The sequence below is a fragment of the Phycisphaeraceae bacterium genome (assembly GCA_019636795.1).
Lineage (GTDB): Bacteria > Planctomycetota > Phycisphaerae > Phycisphaerales > UBA1924 > JAHBWW01.
Map to the genome: position 1 here is coordinate 278,833 of JAHBWW010000001.1, position 16,061 is coordinate 294,893.

16 protein-coding genes are annotated in these 16,061 nt (G+C 60.4%); 8 read left to right on the forward strand and 8 right to left on the reverse strand.

Annotation, left to right across the window (positions count from 1 at the left end; genetic code table 11):
* The first annotated feature begins 6 nt into the window (after positions 1–6).
* From KF757_01180 to KF757_01190, 3 genes are read left to right on the forward strand one after another with little or no spacing between them, the layout of a single operon-like run.
* Positions 7–708 (forward strand): cytochrome C oxidase subunit IV family protein, encoded by a 702-nt coding sequence (locus KF757_01180; GenBank protein ID MBX3321580.1) that lies wholly within the window; start codon positions 7–9, stop codon positions 706–708.
* Positions 709–736: 28 nt separating this feature from the next.
* Complete coding sequence (locus tag KF757_01185; protein ID MBX3321581.1) at positions 737–1,591, forward strand: hypothetical protein; 855 nt, start codon at positions 737–739, stop codon at positions 1,589–1,591.
* Positions 1,592–1,608: 17 nt separating this feature from the next.
* A complete protein-coding gene (locus KF757_01190; GenBank protein ID MBX3321582.1) occupies positions 1,609–2,400 on the forward strand; it encodes an SDR family oxidoreductase in 792 nt (263 codons plus the stop codon).
* A 40-nt stretch (positions 2,401–2,440) separates the two neighbouring features.
* Here KF757_01190 and KF757_01195 read toward each other — a convergent pair whose 3' ends face one another.
* A complete protein-coding gene (locus tag KF757_01195) occupies positions 2,441–3,439 on the reverse strand; it encodes a hypothetical protein (protein ID MBX3321583.1) in 999 nt (332 codons plus the stop codon).
* Between the two features lie 188 nt (positions 3,440–3,627).
* Between KF757_01195 and pyrE the strand changes: the two genes are divergently transcribed.
* Entirely contained in the window at positions 3,628–4,197 is a 570-nt protein-coding gene (gene pyrE / locus KF757_01200; GenBank protein ID MBX3321584.1) for an orotate phosphoribosyltransferase, read from the forward strand.
* Positions 4,198–4,214: 17 nt separating this feature from the next.
* On the opposite strand, the gene KF757_01205 is transcribed toward pyrE, so the two are convergent.
* From KF757_01205 to KF757_01220, 4 genes are read right to left on the reverse strand one after another with little or no spacing between them, the layout of a single operon-like run.
* Positions 4,215–4,454: a hypothetical protein gene (locus KF757_01205; GenBank protein MBX3321585.1), complete on the reverse strand. Its 240-nt coding sequence runs from the start codon at positions 4,452–4,454 to the stop codon at positions 4,215–4,217.
* A 21-nt stretch (positions 4,455–4,475) separates the two neighbouring features.
* On the reverse strand, positions 4,476–4,937 hold the full coding sequence (gene rpiB, locus KF757_01210) for a ribose 5-phosphate isomerase B (protein ID MBX3321586.1): 462 nt from the start codon (positions 4,935–4,937) through the stop codon (positions 4,476–4,478).
* Positions 4,934–6,034 carry a Sua5/YciO/YrdC/YwlC family protein gene (locus KF757_01215; GenBank protein MBX3321587.1) on the reverse strand — a complete coding sequence of 367 codons (1,101 nt, stop codon included), beginning with the start codon at positions 6,032–6,034 and terminating at the stop codon, positions 4,934–4,936. The genes rpiB and KF757_01215 overlap by 4 nt, the downstream gene beginning before the upstream one ends.
* Before the next feature lie 52 nt (positions 6,035–6,086).
* A complete protein-coding gene (locus KF757_01220; GenBank protein ID MBX3321588.1) occupies positions 6,087–6,827 on the reverse strand; it encodes a TIGR00730 family Rossman fold protein in 741 nt (246 codons plus the stop codon).
* Between the two features lie 134 nt (positions 6,828–6,961).
* Between KF757_01220 and KF757_01225 the strand changes: the two genes are divergently transcribed.
* Positions 6,962–7,843, forward strand: coding sequence for an alpha/beta fold hydrolase (locus KF757_01225; GenBank protein MBX3321589.1), 882 nt, complete (start codon positions 6,962–6,964; stop codon positions 7,841–7,843).
* A 71-nt stretch (positions 7,844–7,914) separates the two neighbouring features.
* Positions 7,915–8,751, forward strand: coding sequence for a hypothetical protein (locus tag KF757_01230; GenBank protein MBX3321590.1), 837 nt, complete (start codon positions 7,915–7,917; stop codon positions 8,749–8,751).
* 4 nt (positions 8,752–8,755) lie between these two features.
* On the opposite strand, the gene KF757_01235 is transcribed toward KF757_01230, so the two are convergent.
* Together KF757_01235 and KF757_01240 are read right to left on the reverse strand one after the other, a co-directional pair.
* Positions 8,756–11,272 carry a ComEC/Rec2 family competence protein gene (locus KF757_01235; protein ID MBX3321591.1) on the reverse strand — a complete coding sequence of 839 codons (2,517 nt, stop codon included), beginning with the start codon at positions 11,270–11,272 and terminating at the stop codon, positions 8,756–8,758.
* A gap of 58 nt (positions 11,273–11,330) precedes the next feature.
* Positions 11,331–12,437, reverse strand: a complete 1,107-nt coding sequence (locus KF757_01240; GenBank protein MBX3321592.1) for a prepilin-type N-terminal cleavage/methylation domain-containing protein — start codon at positions 12,435–12,437, stop codon at positions 11,331–11,333.
* Between the two features lie 406 nt (positions 12,438–12,843).
* Between KF757_01240 and KF757_01245 the strand changes: the two genes are divergently transcribed.
* Positions 12,844–13,212 carry a hypothetical protein gene (locus tag KF757_01245; GenBank protein MBX3321593.1) on the forward strand — a complete coding sequence of 123 codons (369 nt, stop codon included), beginning with the start codon at positions 12,844–12,846 and terminating at the stop codon, positions 13,210–13,212.
* A gap of 59 nt (positions 13,213–13,271) precedes the next feature.
* On the opposite strand, the gene KF757_01250 is transcribed toward KF757_01245, so the two are convergent.
* Complete coding sequence (locus tag KF757_01250) at positions 13,272–14,960, reverse strand: FHA domain-containing protein (protein MBX3321594.1); 1,689 nt, start codon at positions 14,958–14,960, stop codon at positions 13,272–13,274.
* A gap of 51 nt (positions 14,961–15,011) precedes the next feature.
* On the opposite strand from KF757_01250, the gene holA reads away from it, so the two are divergent.
* The gene (gene holA, locus KF757_01255) at positions 15,012–16,055 is read left to right on the forward strand and encodes a DNA polymerase III subunit delta (GenBank protein MBX3321595.1); all 1,044 of its coding nucleotides are present in this window, start codon (positions 15,012–15,014) and stop codon (positions 16,053–16,055) included.
* Positions 16,056–16,061: the final 6 nt, after the last annotated feature.

The window sequence follows — 16,061 nt, forward strand, 5'->3', positions numbered from 1 at the left end:
CGCACGATGTCCAGCAAAGCACATCATCATGCCGTCGATCACATGGACCCGCACGGATTCCAGGAAGGTCATCACGGACACACCGTCGTCGATTGGCGCATCATCATCGGCGTCCTCGCGATTCTTCTGTTCTTCACCTTCCTCACGGTCTCCGCAGCCAACTTCGAAAAATGGATCGCAAGCGAGTTCGACATCACGATCCCCACATGGATCAACGTTGCCATTGTCCTCGGCATCGCGACCATCAAAGGCTCGCTTGTGTGCCTCTACTTCATGCAACTCCGCTACGACAAGCCCCTCAACGCCATCATCTTCCTTTTCTGCATCTTCGGCGTCGGCCTCTTCCTCGGATTTTCAGCCCTCGATCTCGGCGCACGCGGGCGGGTCTACGACTACAAGTCCAGCGTCATCAAACCCGGATTCGACGGCGGCTCAATGGGCATGTCCGGCACGGACGACAACTTCCACATTACTCTTGGGCCTCGCTACTCCACCTCACAAATGTCAGTCATCGATTTTGCACGACAAAAATACATCGACAAGTACGGCCTCGAAGTCTGGGAAAAGAAAATGGCCGAGAAGCATCATGCCCACGGCCATGGTCATCGCGAACCTGACATCAGCACCGCTCAACGTTCTATCCCACGCCACGGCCTGACCCCCGATCTCTACTCCGATCACGATCACGGACATCGCGACGGACACTGAACCGACCCCCGCGGTCCAAAGACGAACCATGAAACGCAAACGTTCAGGTGCCTGGGTCGGTGTCGCGATTTCCCTCGCGGCACTCCTGGTCGGTTGCGCAGTCCTTGCACAGCGCGTTCACGCGTTCAATCGCGATCATCCACGCAACACGCCGTACTTCTTCGTCCTCGACCTGACCTCTTTCCTCTACCACGACCGTCAGGTGCAAATTGTCGATCGTCTCGATGACAAGGGCGTCGGGTTCGTCGAGATTTCTTACGACCAGGATGTCGCAGCCATTCCCGTCGGAGTGCCCAGCCTGCATCCGCTGCCAGGCCTTGCTCGCCACGAAGACTGGCTCCGTGTCATGTTCGTCGCTCCGCCTGCCGAAGGGCAGTCGTACGAGTCCTTTGTTCAAGCCATCAACAAGGGTGAAATCGAGCCCCGCCTTGTATTGGTCTCGCGCCATCTCAACCCCGGCATCGACGAAAGCCGATTCGGGCTCGAAGTCGATTCATCAAGCCGCGAACGCGGCGAAACCATGCGTAAGCGCTGGACCTTCGGGTTTCTTGAACTCCTGCCACAGGGCGGGTTTCGTCAATGGTCACGCACCTTTCCAGAGAGTCAGCGTTCCTATGAACGTCGTGTACTCGCAGCCAACCGCGCTGGCGAGCCCAAGCCCGATCGCAACCCCGATGAACTCGCCGAAGATTCGTGGGAGTGGCACGCGGCCCTGCACGTTATCCCCAGCGGCAAGGCACCCAACCGGACGTTTCAGCACGATGCACTCATCGCCGCAGGTTGGTCGCTTCCGGTCGCATCTCTGGGCGTCATCGGATTGCTGATCTCGCTCGCGCTCGCCTTGGCGCCGACAAGAGAGCAGACCTGGAATCGCAAGGCCTGACCTCAAGGAGCCGATACATGGACTTCGGCATCAATGGACGTGTTGCCCTCGTCACCGCTGCAAGCAAAGGCCTCGGCCGCGCCATCGCCCTCGAACTGGCACGCGAAGGCTGCTCCGTCGCCATCTGCTCGCGCACCAAGCCCGACATCGAAGCCGCCGCACATGAAATTCAATCAGAAACCGGCGCAGCAGTTCTCCCACTTGTCGCGGATATCGGCCTCGAACAAGAGTGTGAGCGCGTCGTCAATCAAGCAGCGACCCACTTTTCACGCCTCGACATCCTCATCACCAACACCGGAGGCCCCACTCCGGGCACCTTCGCAACGATCGCCGAAAACGACTGGTATCGCGGCATCGAACTGACGCTGATGAATGTCGTTCGTCTCATCCGCCACGCAAGGCCTCACATGGCACAGCGCAAGTGGGGGCGCATCGTCAACGTCACCTCACTTTCCGCGCGGCAACCCATCGAAGGCCTGTTGCTATCCAATGCCCTGCGCCCTGCTGTGCATGGCATGGCCAAAACTCTGAGCCGCGAACTCGCGCCCAATGGCATCCTCGTCAACAACGTCTGCCCCGGCATGCACCACACGTCAAGACTCGAAGAACTCGCGCAGGTGCGCAGCCGTACCTCGGGCAGAACCGTTCACGACGAACTCGAGACCATGGCCAGCGCGATCCCGCTCAATAGACTCGGCGATCCGGCCGAACTCGCAGCCGTCGCAGCGTTCTTGTGCTCACAGCGGGCCTCGTTCATCACCGGCCAGAGCATCATTGTCGATGGAGGTGCCAGTTTGGCGCTCTCTTGACTCAACCGCGTTCGCGAGCACGCTTGCGTATGTATCGAGACTACTCTTGCGGGGTCGCGTCGCCTCTTCGGCGGATCCGGACCTTCATGTTCTTGTCCTCGTCCTGCGTGCGATCACGCCAGCCCACTGCATCGAGATTCAACATCCGAATCGGCGGGAAGTACTGGTCATCGCGCGTCGTCGTCACCGCATTGAGAAACGCCTTCTTCTCCTCCAGGCTCCACGGACCCCATGCGCTCTGAATCTCGGCCGCCTTGTCGTTCAACTCGTCCCACGGTGTCTCGACCGAACCCGTGATCGTCGCAAGTTTCTTCCCGACTTCGGTATCGGCCAGCCCGGCCTTGGCCAGCACGTCGTCCATCCGCCACGTTGCTTCGATGCACATGCCATCAAGCGCAGCCATCGCTTCCTTGATCGACTCGGACATCAGGAACTTGAAGAACTCACCCAGTCCGTCATCCCCATAGTCCGCCGTGAACATCTCGCTCATCCCGTTCTGATACTCTCGCACGATTTTCGTATTGAACTCGTGCTGCACGCGCGACAACATCCCGCGGTCGAACGCCTCTTGCGATATGCCCTTCGGCGGCACCAGCGGCTTGACCATGTCCGAGACCCTCACAAGCCTCTGAATGTCCTGAAACGATACATCGTCCAGCAAACCGTCGTTGATCTGCAGCACAAAGTCCAGATTCTCCAGCACCACCAACTCATGCCGGGCACGACGACCGACCAGCATCGGCATCAGTTCCGCAGCCTTGGACTGCCCAATCGTCGGGTTTGGCCCCATCGCCACCAGATCAAGCGACTCGCCATACTGGACCAACTCCAGCGGAATATACGGAATGTCCGGCAGTCGCTCCAACTGCCGACCCAACTGCTGAGGCTGAACTTGAGGCCGAGGTGCCGCAGGTGCCGGTGGCGGCGGTGGCACAAAAGCCGGAGGCTCGGGCCTCGGACCCGGAGGAGGAGTCGCAACCTGTCCCACCACAGAACCGGCCACCAGAGGCAGAACGCCCATCAGAACGGAAATGCTCATCTTGTTCACAACCAAACCTCCCAAACCCCTATAAAGGGGATTTCATCTCTGTGTCCACTTGACGCGCAGCGCGTGTGCCGCGACACCATCACAGTGAAGATTATGACAGCCGCTTCGGCATAATGCCGCCTCGAGATCCTGATTTTTGCTCCCTGTTGCGCCTCAGTGACAGGTCATACCCTAGGACTATGAACCACGCCTCGTCGACGCCCGATCGTGCCACCTTGGCTTCCGCCATCGCCCAAGCCTCCCTGCTTCGAGGAAAATTCACGCTCCGGTCCGGGAAAATCAGCACCTACTACCTTGATAAGTACACCTTCACCACCCGTCCGGCCATTCTTGCCCAACTTGCCGTTTTGCTGGCTCAGCGAATCCGAACCATCGAGCATGCCCTCGATCGGCGTGCCGACCGCCTTGCCGGGGCTGAGCTCGGGGGAATCCCGCTCGTCACGGTCGCTTCGATCCAGACCGGCGTTCCGTGCCTGTTCGTTCGCAACGCCAAGAAGGACTACGGCACCGCCAGGCAACTCGAAGGCACTCATCAGCCAGGAGAAAGCGTGATCTTTGTTGAAGACGTAGCGACCACCGCAGGGCAGGCGCTTGAGGCCGTCGGTGTCCTGCGCAGCGCCGGGCTTGAACCCCTTGCCGTCATCGCCACCATCGACCGCCTCGAAGGCGCACGCGAAAACGTCGAGCGTGCAGGACTGATCTTCGAGTCGCTTTTCACCGTCACGGACCTCGGCGTCGAACGCGAATGAACCATCATCCCGTTCCCTCAGAAAACCAGCATGAACATGGCCACCAGTGCCACCAGCGCAGCGATGATCACCCACCACGGCGTGCGACTCGTGCCAGGTGCTATAAACCCGCAGTACGGACACACCGTTGCCTGATCGAACATGGCCTTGCCGCATGATGCGCACAGAACAAACGCATCGCCGAAACGTTCGAGGTCGTCCTCGCTCGGTCCGAGTGGATCGAGGTCGCCGTCAGCATCGTCATCGAAGTCTCGCATCGGTCTCGGCTCGGGCTGCACTCAGGTTACGGATGCGGGATCCTTGCCTTCCTCGATCATCGCGATCTTACCGACCCGCCGAGCGTGTCTTCCGCCCTCGAACTCGGTCTTGAGCCACACATCTACGATCTTCTCGATGAGACGCTCGCCGAGCAGGTCGGCCGACAAGCACAGCACATTAGCATTGTTGTGGCTGCGGCTGAGTTGCGCCGTCAGTTCGTCATGCACCACCGCCGCCCGTACGCCCGGGATCTTATTGGCCGCGATGCCCATGCCAATTCCAGTGCCGCAAATCAGAATTCCCAGATCAGCCCGCCCCGAGCGAATGGCCTGCCCGACATTCCACGCGCCTTCCGGGTAGTCACAGGGCTGGTCACCGCACGATCCAAGCACCTCAACCTCAAGCCCGCGAGTTTCGAGCATGGTCGCAAGATGTGTCGTCGTTGAATGTCCACGATGATCCGATCCGATGACGATCTTCATACGCTGAGTTCCTTCAAACGCTGCTCTATCAGAGCACGCAACTGCCGAGCCGTCGCCTCATATGCCGCGAGTGGAAGCCCGATCGGATCCTGCACATCGCCAGCCGGATCGAGCAAGTACGTCTTGCCGTCCGCGCCCGGATCGATTTCCAGCACTCGAGCCCGATGCGCAGCCGTCATGACGAAAATAGCATCTGCCCTGGCGCATTGCTTCCGCGTCAGCAATCGCGTGCGATGCCCGGAAATGTCAAACCCGAGTTTGCGCATCGTCTCGACTGCTTCCGCAGCCGCAGACATGCCATCCGCCGTCGCAATCCCTGCCGATTCAATCGTGATCAGATCATCCTTCGATTGCTCGATCATGCCCTCCGCAAGCGCAGCCGCCATCGGGCTTCGGCAAGTGTTGCCCGTGCATACGAAAAGAAGAATTCGCTCCGCTGCTTCCATGACATCAGACTCCGGAACCGCCCCGACATACTCAATCTCGAACCCACCACCAGCATGCAAGCGTACCGTCGTTGAGCCTTTCGCGTACAGCGTTCCCCCACCAGAAAGCACGCACCCGATCCGATCGTCCAGATCCACAGCACGCGGGTCGAGCCCGCCGTCGGCCCCGATCCCCGTCGCCGCAAGCCGAATCATCACGATCGGCCGATCCACGGGATCCAGAACTCGTCGTACGATCGGCAACATCGGCACCCTCACATCGAGTGCAACCCCATCATCAATCACTCCCGCTTCGACGCCAAGGTCGTGCCGAAGCGCCCCCAGTCGCGCTGCGTCCAGTTCGATCACAAACCGCGTCGGCCCAGGAAGTAACTTTGTCAACAGGCGTTGATGCACTCGCGGCAACTGACCCAGTCGGCTCAACACGTCCTCACGCGAACTGGCGTGCCACGTGAGTGGGGCCGTTCCCAGACGCCCGATCTCCCGCAGCTTCTTCACCGCCCCCGGGTCGTCCGCAGCCGCCGCAACGCCATAGACCGTCTCGGTCGGCATGATGAGCAGCAGGCCCTCCTGAAGGCACGCCACAGCACGCGAGACCGCCGTCTCAGCGCTTGTCGAGTCCAGTTGAATGACGCGTTCAGCCGTAGTCACGCTCCGATTCTATTCGGCGCACTGCCCGACTTCGCCCATGCCACCCAGCCCCCTATCTCTCGCCCAGAATCGACATCTGCCGGATTGGCGTCTCGCGGTGCCGAGCTTCGCGCGCCGCGGTGATCTTCGCCATCGCTTCATCGACCGAGTCCGTCAGTGTCAACAGGTCCAGATCCTCCGGGCTCACCGTCCCTTCCGCGAGCAACCTCTCGCGCATGAACGCGAACAGAGGCTCCCAGAAGTCAACCCCCATCAACACGATCGGAAACTGCTCAATCTTTTTCGTCTGAACCAGCACCGCCGTCTCGAACACCTCATCAAGTGTCCCATACCCCCCCGGCATCACGATGAACGCATCCGAGTACTTCACAAGCATGACCTTGCGCACAAAAAAATACCGAAACTCTACGAATCGGTCAAGATACGGATTCGGCTCCTGCTCCATCGGCAACTGAATGTTGCACCCGATGCTCAGTCCTTTGCGATCCCGGGCACCCCGGTTGGCGGCCTCCATGATCCCAGGCCCGCCCCCGGTCATCACCGCAAACCCGGCATCTGCCAGCGCACGCCCAGCCTCGCGTGCGAGCTTGTAGTACCGATGATCCTCCGCGAACCGTGCCGAACCGAACACCGTCACGCATGGCCCGATGAAGTGCAACTGACGGAATCCGCGAATGAACTCCGAAAAAAAGCGCACCGACCGGAACAACTCCTCCCGCCGAAGCTTCGGGCCTTCGAGAAACGAGCGCTCCTCGCCGGGCGGGGGCTTCTTGCCCCAATCCGAACGCGTCATATTCTGCCAGATCGATTTCTTGCCCACTCTTCGCCCCAAGTCTCTAAAACCAGAATCGTGCCGTGCTCCGCACGCAAAAATACGTCCCGCCTGTTACTATCGGCTCAAATGGGGTGCAAGTCTCCAGCAACACCATGTCCAAACCTCAGCCATATTCGCAACACACGACGCAAACGTGGGTCATCCCGGGTGCTGCGTCACTTCCACTCTATGGCGACACGCATATCCCGCACAACCCACCTTGCGCCGTCGCCATCATTCTCCACGGATTCCTTGGCTACAAGGACTACGGGCTCATCGTCAAGCTCACACAACTCCTGGCACGCTGCAACGTCATCGCTCATCGATTCAACTTCGCCCACTCAGGGGTCACGCCACACGCGACAATCTTCGATCGACCCGACCTCTTCAGCGATCAGACATGGAACGCGCAAGTCCAGGATGTTCAGCACGTCTGCGGCGCCATCAAACGAGGCCAACTTCTGGGCGATGGTCTTCCTCTCTTTGTTCTGGGCCACTCCAGAGGCGGCGTCGCGGCCCTGCTTTTCGCTAACCGCCACCACCACACGCACTCGCTGACGGGCATCGTCACGCTCGCCGCTCCAAGCGCATGCTGCACGATGAGCACACACGAGCAGAACGAATTTATCGCGCGCGGGTACACACTTGTGCACAGCAATCGCACAGGTCAGGATCTCCGCATCAACTCACGCTGGCTCGAAGAACAGATCATTGACCCCGGCGCCCACGATCTTCGAAAGGCTCTCGCCAGCATCCCGTGCCCGATTCTGGTGATTCATGGCCTGGCCGACCAGACTGTCGCGCCTTGCGCAGCTCACGAACTGGCATCGTGGGCACCACGAACCCAACTCGTGCTCGTGCCGGATGCAAATCATGTGTTCAACGTTCCCAACCCACCCAATCCGGAGGCCTCTGAGTCGGGAGAATTCCACATCCTGGCCTCCTCTATAGAACGGTTCGTGGGTGAAATGGCCGATAACTCTTGTAGAAGTTAGCACTTCGCAACCGTGTGGTGCTGGGGTAGGATTGTCAGACGACGCCACACGAGCGGGCCTGAGAGTTTTTCATGAGCGCCATCGTCTTCATGCTGCTGAGCGTGTCTCTGCTCGGTCAACCGGGCGAGGATGCCGCCAGCCAGAGTGAGCAGCCCGCGATTGCGTTCACGTTTGATCCACTGATCGATCTTTCTGAATCCGGCTGGATGGACCTGCCGCCACCTTTCGATCCGAATCTTGACGGCGGGGAGTTCGGCACACGCGGGACCGTCCACCTTAATCCCGTATCGAGGCGACTGAGGTGGGACGGCCAACTCATTGGTCCCGTCAATATCGAGCTTCTCGCAGCCGAACGCGATCTGTACGAGTTCTCCGGCGTGCGTGTCGGGCGAGCCATGTTCCTCGCTGATGGCGGGTTCAGCGACGACACCAACACCTTCGGCGACGAATCGCTCTACAGCATCCTCCGCGACACCGGCGAGTTCGACCTCTACGACATTTCACTCGAAATGTACACCCTCGGAAACGACGAACTCGCGCTCAAGATGATCTCCGGCTTCCGCGCTATCCGCGCTCATGTCGGCCAAACGACAACATCAACCGACAGCGGCGGCAACACCATTTCCACCTACAACAAGCGTCGAGGCATGGTCGCCGTGCCCGTCGTCGGTGCTGGAGTTGAATGGAATCCCGCACCTCGCTTCAGTCTCGAAGGTTCGGCCGTCTCTCACGCCATCGACAATCAGGGCACTTACCTCGACCTCACCGCAGAAGCCAAGATCCAGTTCACACACAACATCGACTTCATCACCGGATACCAATTCGTGCGGTCCGTGATGGAAGTACGCGATATCGAAGCCGAACTCGCCGACAACGGCTTGTTCGCAAGGCTTCAGATCCGCTTCTGAGTGCTCACCGCTGCCTGCCAACGTCTGGCCGTCGCATCGACCCCGAGCGAATGGTCCCATCGCGCATGATTTCCACCCAGCTCGCACCATCGAGCGCAGTCACATACCACTCACGCGTTTGCTTCGCACCGTTCCAGCGTTCATCGCGCGCTCGCCTGATGCCTGTCGATTGCAGCACCACACGGGGACCGACCGCCTCGACAAACTCCCACGCCTTGAGCGAAAAACTCCCGTGGTGCGGCACTTCCAGCACGTCGGCCGCGATCCACTCGCGATCTTCGAGCAGCACCTCCATCGCTCCCGATTCGATGTCGCCCGTCAACAACACGCGCCGCACGCCGACATCGGTTTGGACCTCCAATCGACACACGACCGAAACTTCGTTGTCCTTGGCCATCTCCGCCGATGCTGGTGGCCAAAGGACCATGATCGCAGTATGCCCCAGCACGTCGTAATCACCGCGAGCGATCGTCTCCGGCTCAACGTTGCGCGACCTCAGTTCTTCATGCAATGACCGCAGTGGTGCGTTCTTGGCAACCAAGAAATGCTCTGGCACAAGCACGCGATCAATCCCAAACACCTCCATCGCATCCGGAAGCGAAATGTAATGGTCCAGATCCGCGTGTGTCACCACCGCAGCAGAAACAGCGCGCACACCAAGGGCACGCTGCGCCCGTTCCAGCACCGGCCTCAGGTCCGCACGCAACGATCCGCAATCCCAGATCATCGCCTCACGCCCACTGCGCACAATGAAGCACGACCCATCCCCGACCGCCAGCGTATCGATGCGCAACACGACCCCCGACCGAAGCGGCCGATTCCCCGTCTGAAACAGCGCAACGCTCGCTACGAGCAGCCCCATCGCTGCGATCAGAGGCCAGTTCCAAACTCGCGCCGCGCGCAGATAGATCCACAACGTCACCATCGCAACGCACGCCCACAGCGCGCTCGAAGGCGCCACAGTCGGTGCAAGCGATTCGATCGCCGCCACACGCGCTATCCATCCGCCTCCCCAATCCGCAGCCTCGATCATGAGCAGGACCAGCATCGCAGCGCTCCCGGGCCAGATCAGATGCATGAACAACGCAACATATCCCACTCCCAGCAGCACCACGATCAGTGGTGTCATGAACGCTGTCGTCAGCGCGCCCGTCAGATTCACCTGCCCGGTGTGACACATCACGATCGGCAGCGAGAACAGCCAGCAGACCACGCACACGCCAAGATATCCACGCATTCTCCTCATCAGCCGAGTCGCATTCGACACGCGACCTTTCTTGATTCCCAGGATGCGAGGCTCGACGAGCCACCGATGTTTCGCCAATCCAGGCCAAAGAAGCAGCGCCGTGATCCCGACACTCAACTGCGCACCCATCGAGAACACGTCCATCGGTCTCCACACGAACAAACCCACCGCGACCCACCCGAGCATGGTCAGCCTGTCATACCGACGCCCCAACGCATCGCTCAGCAGAAGCACCAGCACCATCACCCCGGCCCGCACAATCGGCACCCGCGCCGGAACCAGCACCAGCACAAGCAACACCAGTGCCGCGAGCACGAGCGATTCGAGCCCGCCGTGCTCCCCACTCAATCGAAGCCCCATCGCTGCAATCGCGCACAACACCGCAAGATGAAACCCCGAGATCGCAAGCAGGTGCGATGTACCTGTCGCAGCGAAGGCGCTGCGTGACTCGCGCAGCGCCGGATCATCTTCGCCGAGCAGAATCGCACGGAGGATGGCCCGTCCCGCTGTCGGCTCGCCATCGAGCAGCCCCGACGCACGCGCGCGCAGAGCGTTCGTCATCCGCACCGCGCCCGCCCGCCATCCCGGCGAACCCTCATCAATTCGTTCGATCAACGCCCCTGACGATGTCGAGACCGATCCTGCTCTTCCGCTCAGTCTGGCCCACCGCAGCCGATCACTATCCCCCGGATTCATAGACGCAACTGGCGGCAGGTACCAGCCCACCAGCCGCACCTTCGCGCCAGGCTCAATGTGCGCAAGCGAATCCTCAGCCTGGTCATCGACATACACACGTACCGATCCGCTCGCACGCCTCATTCCATCGCCCAGGTGAGCCTTCTCGACCCGCAGATCAAACGACGCGCCAGCCTGTCCAAACCGATAGCGCGACAGGCGATCAATCGCCTCACGCCGCGGCTCGGGCTTTGACAGCACAAGGCCTTCGACCGCAAGAAGCGTGCGCCCATCGCCCACAGCTACGCGCTCGATCGAGTCCCATCGGATCGTCTCCGTCCGGAGCACGAACCAACCGCCCGCCACCGATCCGACCGTGAGCAGCAGGAGCACTCGTTGCCCGCGCCCACGCACAAACACCGCAGCCACCGCCGCTACGCCCGCAGCCGCCCACCACGCAAGCATCGTTGTCTCGATCCGAGTTGCAACGGTCGCAGCCGCTCCGATTGCCAGCACGCACAGCCACACCCGCCTTCGAGCCGGGACTGGCTCCTCCTGCACGAGATCAAGTGATGGCGCATCATCGAACACGGCCGACATAGTGCCCGCCAGCGTACCGAATTTGCCAACGTCAGGTCAGGTCCGCAGGACCGGCCGCTCAATTTCCCGACACGATGATGTCGTCGAACTCACTGGCCACATCGCGGCTGCTCGGCTTGTTCTCGTCATCCAAAAGCCGCGCGTTGGCACTCTGGAAGAAGTTCATGCCATAGTCGAGTCGGTTTCCCGAAAGATTCGTCGACCCGAACCCGCGATCCTTGGCACTCAGATAAATCCCATCCCGGCCCGCTGCGTGCACCACGAACGCCCCGCGCCCGCGCGCCGGGAACAGCCCCTGAATCGCCGCCATCGATGGGCTCGACAGCACCTGGTCCACCGTCGAACCAGACCCTGTCGCCGGAGCCGACGCACTTCCAAGCAGTGCTCGAAGCGTGCTTTCGCGGTCCGTCGTACCCGCGCCAGAACCAATCAGGCTTGCCTTTTGCCCGGGTGTAGGCGACAGCGTCATGTCCTCACCCTTGCGCCCGAGGTTGTTGGCCTGAAGAAACGCCGCGTTCGAGTTCCAGTAGAACATCGCAGGCTGCGCCGCGCCTGTCGCAATCGACGCAAAATTCGCCGCCGACCTGGCCTGAGGCACCGTGTGCGTGTCGGCGCTCCAGAACAGCACCGGCTGACCAAACGAATCCACCACATCGAGCAACTGCGGATCGTTCTCCGAACTCGACGTATGGCCCGAAACCCCAACCTGCTGGCCCGGGCTCGTCTGCGCCACGAAGTACTCACGCGAAGGCTTGAAATACGCCCCTTCATCAGCACCCACCAGGTTCGGATTCACGAAAATGGCCTGATTCGCGATCGGTCCCACCGAGACAATCCCCGCCCCCGCACTCGCGACGATCGCCTTCTGCCCCCCCAGATCGAGCATCGCGTTCTCCATCCCCGACATGCCACGCGTCGCGTTGTCCGCACTTCCCATCTCGCGCTCCGAGAAGTATCCCGGATTGCGCCCGTTGTTGTCCAGTTTGAACTTGCTCGCCGCATTGGCAATGTCGCTCAAAAGCCCCTGCGTCGACACACGCCGACCCGCGTCCCGCGCCCCGCCAAGCACCGGAATGATGATCGAAATCACCAGCGCGATGATCGCAATGACCGTCAGCAACTCCACCAGACTGAATCCGCGCGATTGTTCCTGAACCCTCGACATGCTCGGCTCCTGCTCCCGACCCGATCGTTGTGTTCCGTCCCGCCAAGACACCGGCGGGAGCAAATGTCCGATAACACCACGAGAGATGGTCCGATGACACAGACCCGCCCCGCACGCTGGGGCCTCCCGCTCTCAAACTATACGGCCCGGACCGGGCGAGGATGCTGCAACGTCCAGACCAGCCTCATTTCTTCGTCCTCCCGCAAATGGCTATCGGCAATGGCAATGCACTCTGCAAACCTCATGAGCCTTGGAAATGCTACAAATCGCGGAGTGAGTGATCACTAAGTTGCACGCTTGATATTGCGAAGAGACACCATTCAGCCGACACTCGGGCAGCGTGGCGCGATTTCGGCGGATGCAAAGTAACCAAGCTTCAAGAGAACTCTGACGAAAGGCAAATGCGATGAAAAAAGGCACTCTTATTGTCCTCGGGCTCAGTGGGGCAGGTGGTGTTGCGCTCGTGATGGTTGCATTGATCGCGGCGATTGTGGTCTCTGTCGCCAAGCCCGTTGTGCCCATTGAGGTGTTGTATCGTGAGTCCTATGTTGGCGAGGGATACGTGGCCCAGATCAAAAACAAGACATCGAAGCACGTCGTTGTCAAAGCACACTTTTCGAACCGTACCTTGAAACAGTCTTTCCAGACCTCGATTGACTTACCTCCGAAGGCAACGCGCGAAATCGGCTGGATCGAGGGATGGAAGTTGCGGTCTGGAGACGACATGATGTTCTCAATGGTCGATCATCGCAACTTCTCAGCGCGAATTCCCTGATCAACATGGTCATGCAGAGTGTTCAGTCCACGCGTGGTGCGCAACACCACGCGTTTTTTTTACAGCCCCCGCATCAAGTCCGCAGCCGTCACCTTGTTCTCCGCCGTCGCCGACGGGTCGAAGGCCGTATCCAGATCCGCAGGCAGCAGCACCCTGAACGTCGCACCGCGCCCTTCGGCACTCTCGACGATGATCCGCCCTCGGTGCTCATGAATGATTCGCTTGGTCACCGCAAGACCCAGCCCCGTGCCGCGCAAGCCCTTGGTCGTGTTGAAAGGCTCAAAGATCCACGCCAACTTGTTCGACGGGATGCCTATCCCGTTATCAATAATCGTGATCTCGGCATACGGCGTTGGCCTTGTCGGGCCCGCTTCATGAAACAGCACCCGCACCGTCACCACCCCGCGCACTGGCTCCACCGCTTCGATCGCGTTCCCCAGCAGGTTCATCAACGCCTGATGAATCAGATTTGAATCCAGCGGAATCGGAGGCATTTCCGGGTCCGCGTCCACAATCATCGCGATTCTCTTGTCCTCACACCGCGCCTCAAGCAGTTGCACGCAATCTTCGACCAGAGGCCCAACACGCGTCAACTCCAACTCCACCTGCCTCTGCCGACTGAACGCCAGCATGTTCAGCGTCAGGCTCACAATCCGATCGAGATTGCGCTTGAGAATGTCCCACCCGCCACGCGCAATCTTCAAGTCATCCTTCTTGAGCCCCATCTCCACCACATCTGCCCCGCCACGCAGCCCTTGCAAAATATTCTTGATCGAGTGGCTCAGGCCCGCGACCGTCTCTCCCATCGCGGCCAGACGCTCAGCGTGCAACTGCCGCCGCGTGTGTTCAGCATTGGCCAGCGCCAGGCCCGTATGCTGCCCGATTGCGTTCATCAACGCCAACTGCTCGCGTGTGAACGTGTAGTTGGCCATCGAACTGTCGATATAGATCGCGCCAAACGTCGTATCACGAAACCGGATCGGCGAGCAGATCGCCGAGCGGATGTTGTACCGTTGCACGCTGTCGCCCGATTCGAACCTCGGGTCGTTCATCGCGTTGGAACTCAGCACCCCCTCACCCTGGCGCACAGCCGCTGTCAAAATCGTTCGGCTCACCCTGATCTCTCGGTCCTCGTCATCCTTCGGCCGCGAGCGATACTTCACAACCGCGGGCTCGAGTTCGCCCTCAGCCCCCGATGGCGCAACCATGATCACCCCGCGCTCGGGCTTGAACTCCGTAAACACAAGCTCCATCACCTGACGCAGGAGTTCTGCCTGATTCGCGACCTGCGTCGTCAATGTCGTCAGACGGTAAATCACCCTCAGGTGATCGACCGCAGCCGCACGAGGCTCAGGCTCAGCCAAAATCACCGAGTCTTCGTTGCTCTGTATGCGGTAATCGACCTCCGTCGAGAGATCGCGAGGGTCCATCACACGCACAATCGATGCGTCCTGGCTGTTGACCTCGCCAAACACGAAGACCGTTGCGCCCACACGAATCTGATCGCCCGCGTGCAGCCTCGTGCGCTCCGCGATGCGCACACCATTGATGTAGGTCCCGTTCTGGCTCTGGAGATCGCGCACCCACCACAACCCATCATCTGGGGTCAGCTCCGCGTGCCGCCGACTGACGGTGTTGTCCGTCAAAGGCAGCGCCTCGCTCGACCGTCCGATGAGTTGAGGCTCATCGCGCGGGAGTTCGAACTTCCGCCCCGTGTCGGGGCCCGCTATGACCGAAAGCACAAGCATGCCCCCAACCATACGAGCCGTCACCCCCTGCGGTGCTACCCTCCCCCAGACATGGCCAAACGATCCTCAAGTTCCGATCCCAATTCCGCCAAGGCTACCGGCGGCTTCACACCCGAGAACCGCATCGTTCTCCTCCATGGCCCCGATCTTCTGCTCCGCACAGAACACACCGCCGCCCTCAAAAAAGTCCTCGAATCCGCCCACGGCGAGGTCGATGTCCTCCGCTTCGCCGGTGCCGATGCAGACGCCGCCACAGTTCTGGACGAGTGCCGCAGTTTCGGTCTGATCGCTGCGCACAAACTCGTCATTCTCGATGAAGCCGAACAACTCATCAAGGGCGACGATATTCGTCCCCTCTTCGAGCGATACGCCGACAACCCCTCTCCCGGAGCAACGCTCCTCATTCGAAGCGCCGCCTGGCGCCCCGGCAATCTCGACAAGCAGATCGCCAAGGTCGGCCTCGTCATCAAGTGCAGCGAACTCGACAAACCCGAAGTACACGCCTGGGTTGTCCGCCGCGCCAAAGACAATCACAACGTGCCCATCGATCGCAAGGCAGCAGACGAACTCGTCGAACGCATTGGTCCCAATCTTGCCCAACTTGACATTGATCTGGCCAAGCTCGCCCTTGCCGCCGTAGCCTCGTGCTCCAAATCCATCACCCTCGAACTGGTGGAGGAATTTGTGGTCCTGACCAAGGAGATCAAACCTTGGGTGGTAGGTGAGTACCTGCTTTCGGGGAGCGCCGAGAACGCGATCGACTCCATGCGCAAGACGATCGAAACGTCGCCCCGAGGTGCGGAGATTCCACTTTTATACGCATGTTCGTCGACCGCCCAGAGTCTCCATGCCGCTGCTGTCGCGCATCGTTTGCGCATGCCAATCGCCGAGTTTGCCAAGCAAACGATGTCGCGTGGGACGTGGGCGATCGAAAAACCATATCGTGCCGCTGCTTCGCTTGCTCCCGAGCAGACCGCACCGTTGCTCACAGCGTGCGTTCGTGCCGATGCACACTCCAAATCGGGGGTGGGTCGGCCCGATCGGTTGATCGAGATGCTCGCGGTCGAGTTTGCCTGCACGACCCGCAAGTCCTGACGCGCA

What these genes read in the sequence shown, in the direction of transcription:
- KF757_01245 (MBX3321593.1), top strand. Translation starts at nt 12,844, where the DNA reads ATGAAAAAAGGCACTCTTATTGTCCTCGGGCTCAGTGGGGCAGGTGGT.
- KF757_01250 (MBX3321594.1), bottom strand. Translation starts at nt 14,960, where the DNA reads ATGCTTGTGCTTTCGGTCATAGCGGGCCCCGACACGGGGCGGAAGTTC.
- KF757_01235 (MBX3321591.1), bottom strand. Translation starts at nt 11,272, where the DNA reads ATGTCGGCCGTGTTCGATGATGCGCCATCACTTGATCTCGTGCAGGAG.
- KF757_01225 (MBX3321589.1), top strand. Translation starts at nt 6,962, where the DNA reads ATGTCCAAACCTCAGCCATATTCGCAACACACGACGCAAACGTGGGTC.
- KF757_01240 (MBX3321592.1), bottom strand. Translation starts at nt 12,437, where the DNA reads ATGTCGAGGGTTCAGGAACAATCGCGCGGATTCAGTCTGGTGGAGTTG.
- KF757_01180 (MBX3321580.1), top strand. Translation starts at nt 7, where the DNA reads ATGTCCAGCAAAGCACATCATCATGCCGTCGATCACATGGACCCGCAC.
- holA (MBX3321595.1), top strand. Translation starts at nt 15,012, where the DNA reads ATGGCCAAACGATCCTCAAGTTCCGATCCCAATTCCGCCAAGGCTACC.
- KF757_01190 (MBX3321582.1), top strand. Translation starts at nt 1,609, where the DNA reads ATGGACTTCGGCATCAATGGACGTGTTGCCCTCGTCACCGCTGCAAGC.
- KF757_01185 (MBX3321581.1), top strand. Translation starts at nt 737, where the DNA reads ATGAAACGCAAACGTTCAGGTGCCTGGGTCGGTGTCGCGATTTCCCTC.
- pyrE (MBX3321584.1), top strand. Translation starts at nt 3,628, where the DNA reads ATGAACCACGCCTCGTCGACGCCCGATCGTGCCACCTTGGCTTCCGCC.
- KF757_01220 (MBX3321588.1), bottom strand. Translation starts at nt 6,827, where the DNA reads ATGACGCGTTCGGATTGGGGCAAGAAGCCCCCGCCCGGCGAGGAGCGC.
- KF757_01205 (MBX3321585.1), bottom strand. Translation starts at nt 4,454, where the DNA reads ATGCGAGACTTCGATGACGATGCTGACGGCGACCTCGATCCACTCGGA.
- KF757_01230 (MBX3321590.1), top strand. Translation starts at nt 7,915, where the DNA reads ATGAGCGCCATCGTCTTCATGCTGCTGAGCGTGTCTCTGCTCGGTCAA.
- KF757_01195 (MBX3321583.1), bottom strand. Translation starts at nt 3,439, where the DNA reads ATGAGCATTTCCGTTCTGATGGGCGTTCTGCCTCTGGTGGCCGGTTCT.
- rpiB (MBX3321586.1), bottom strand. Translation starts at nt 4,937, where the DNA reads ATGAAGATCGTCATCGGATCGGATCATCGTGGACATTCAACGACGACA.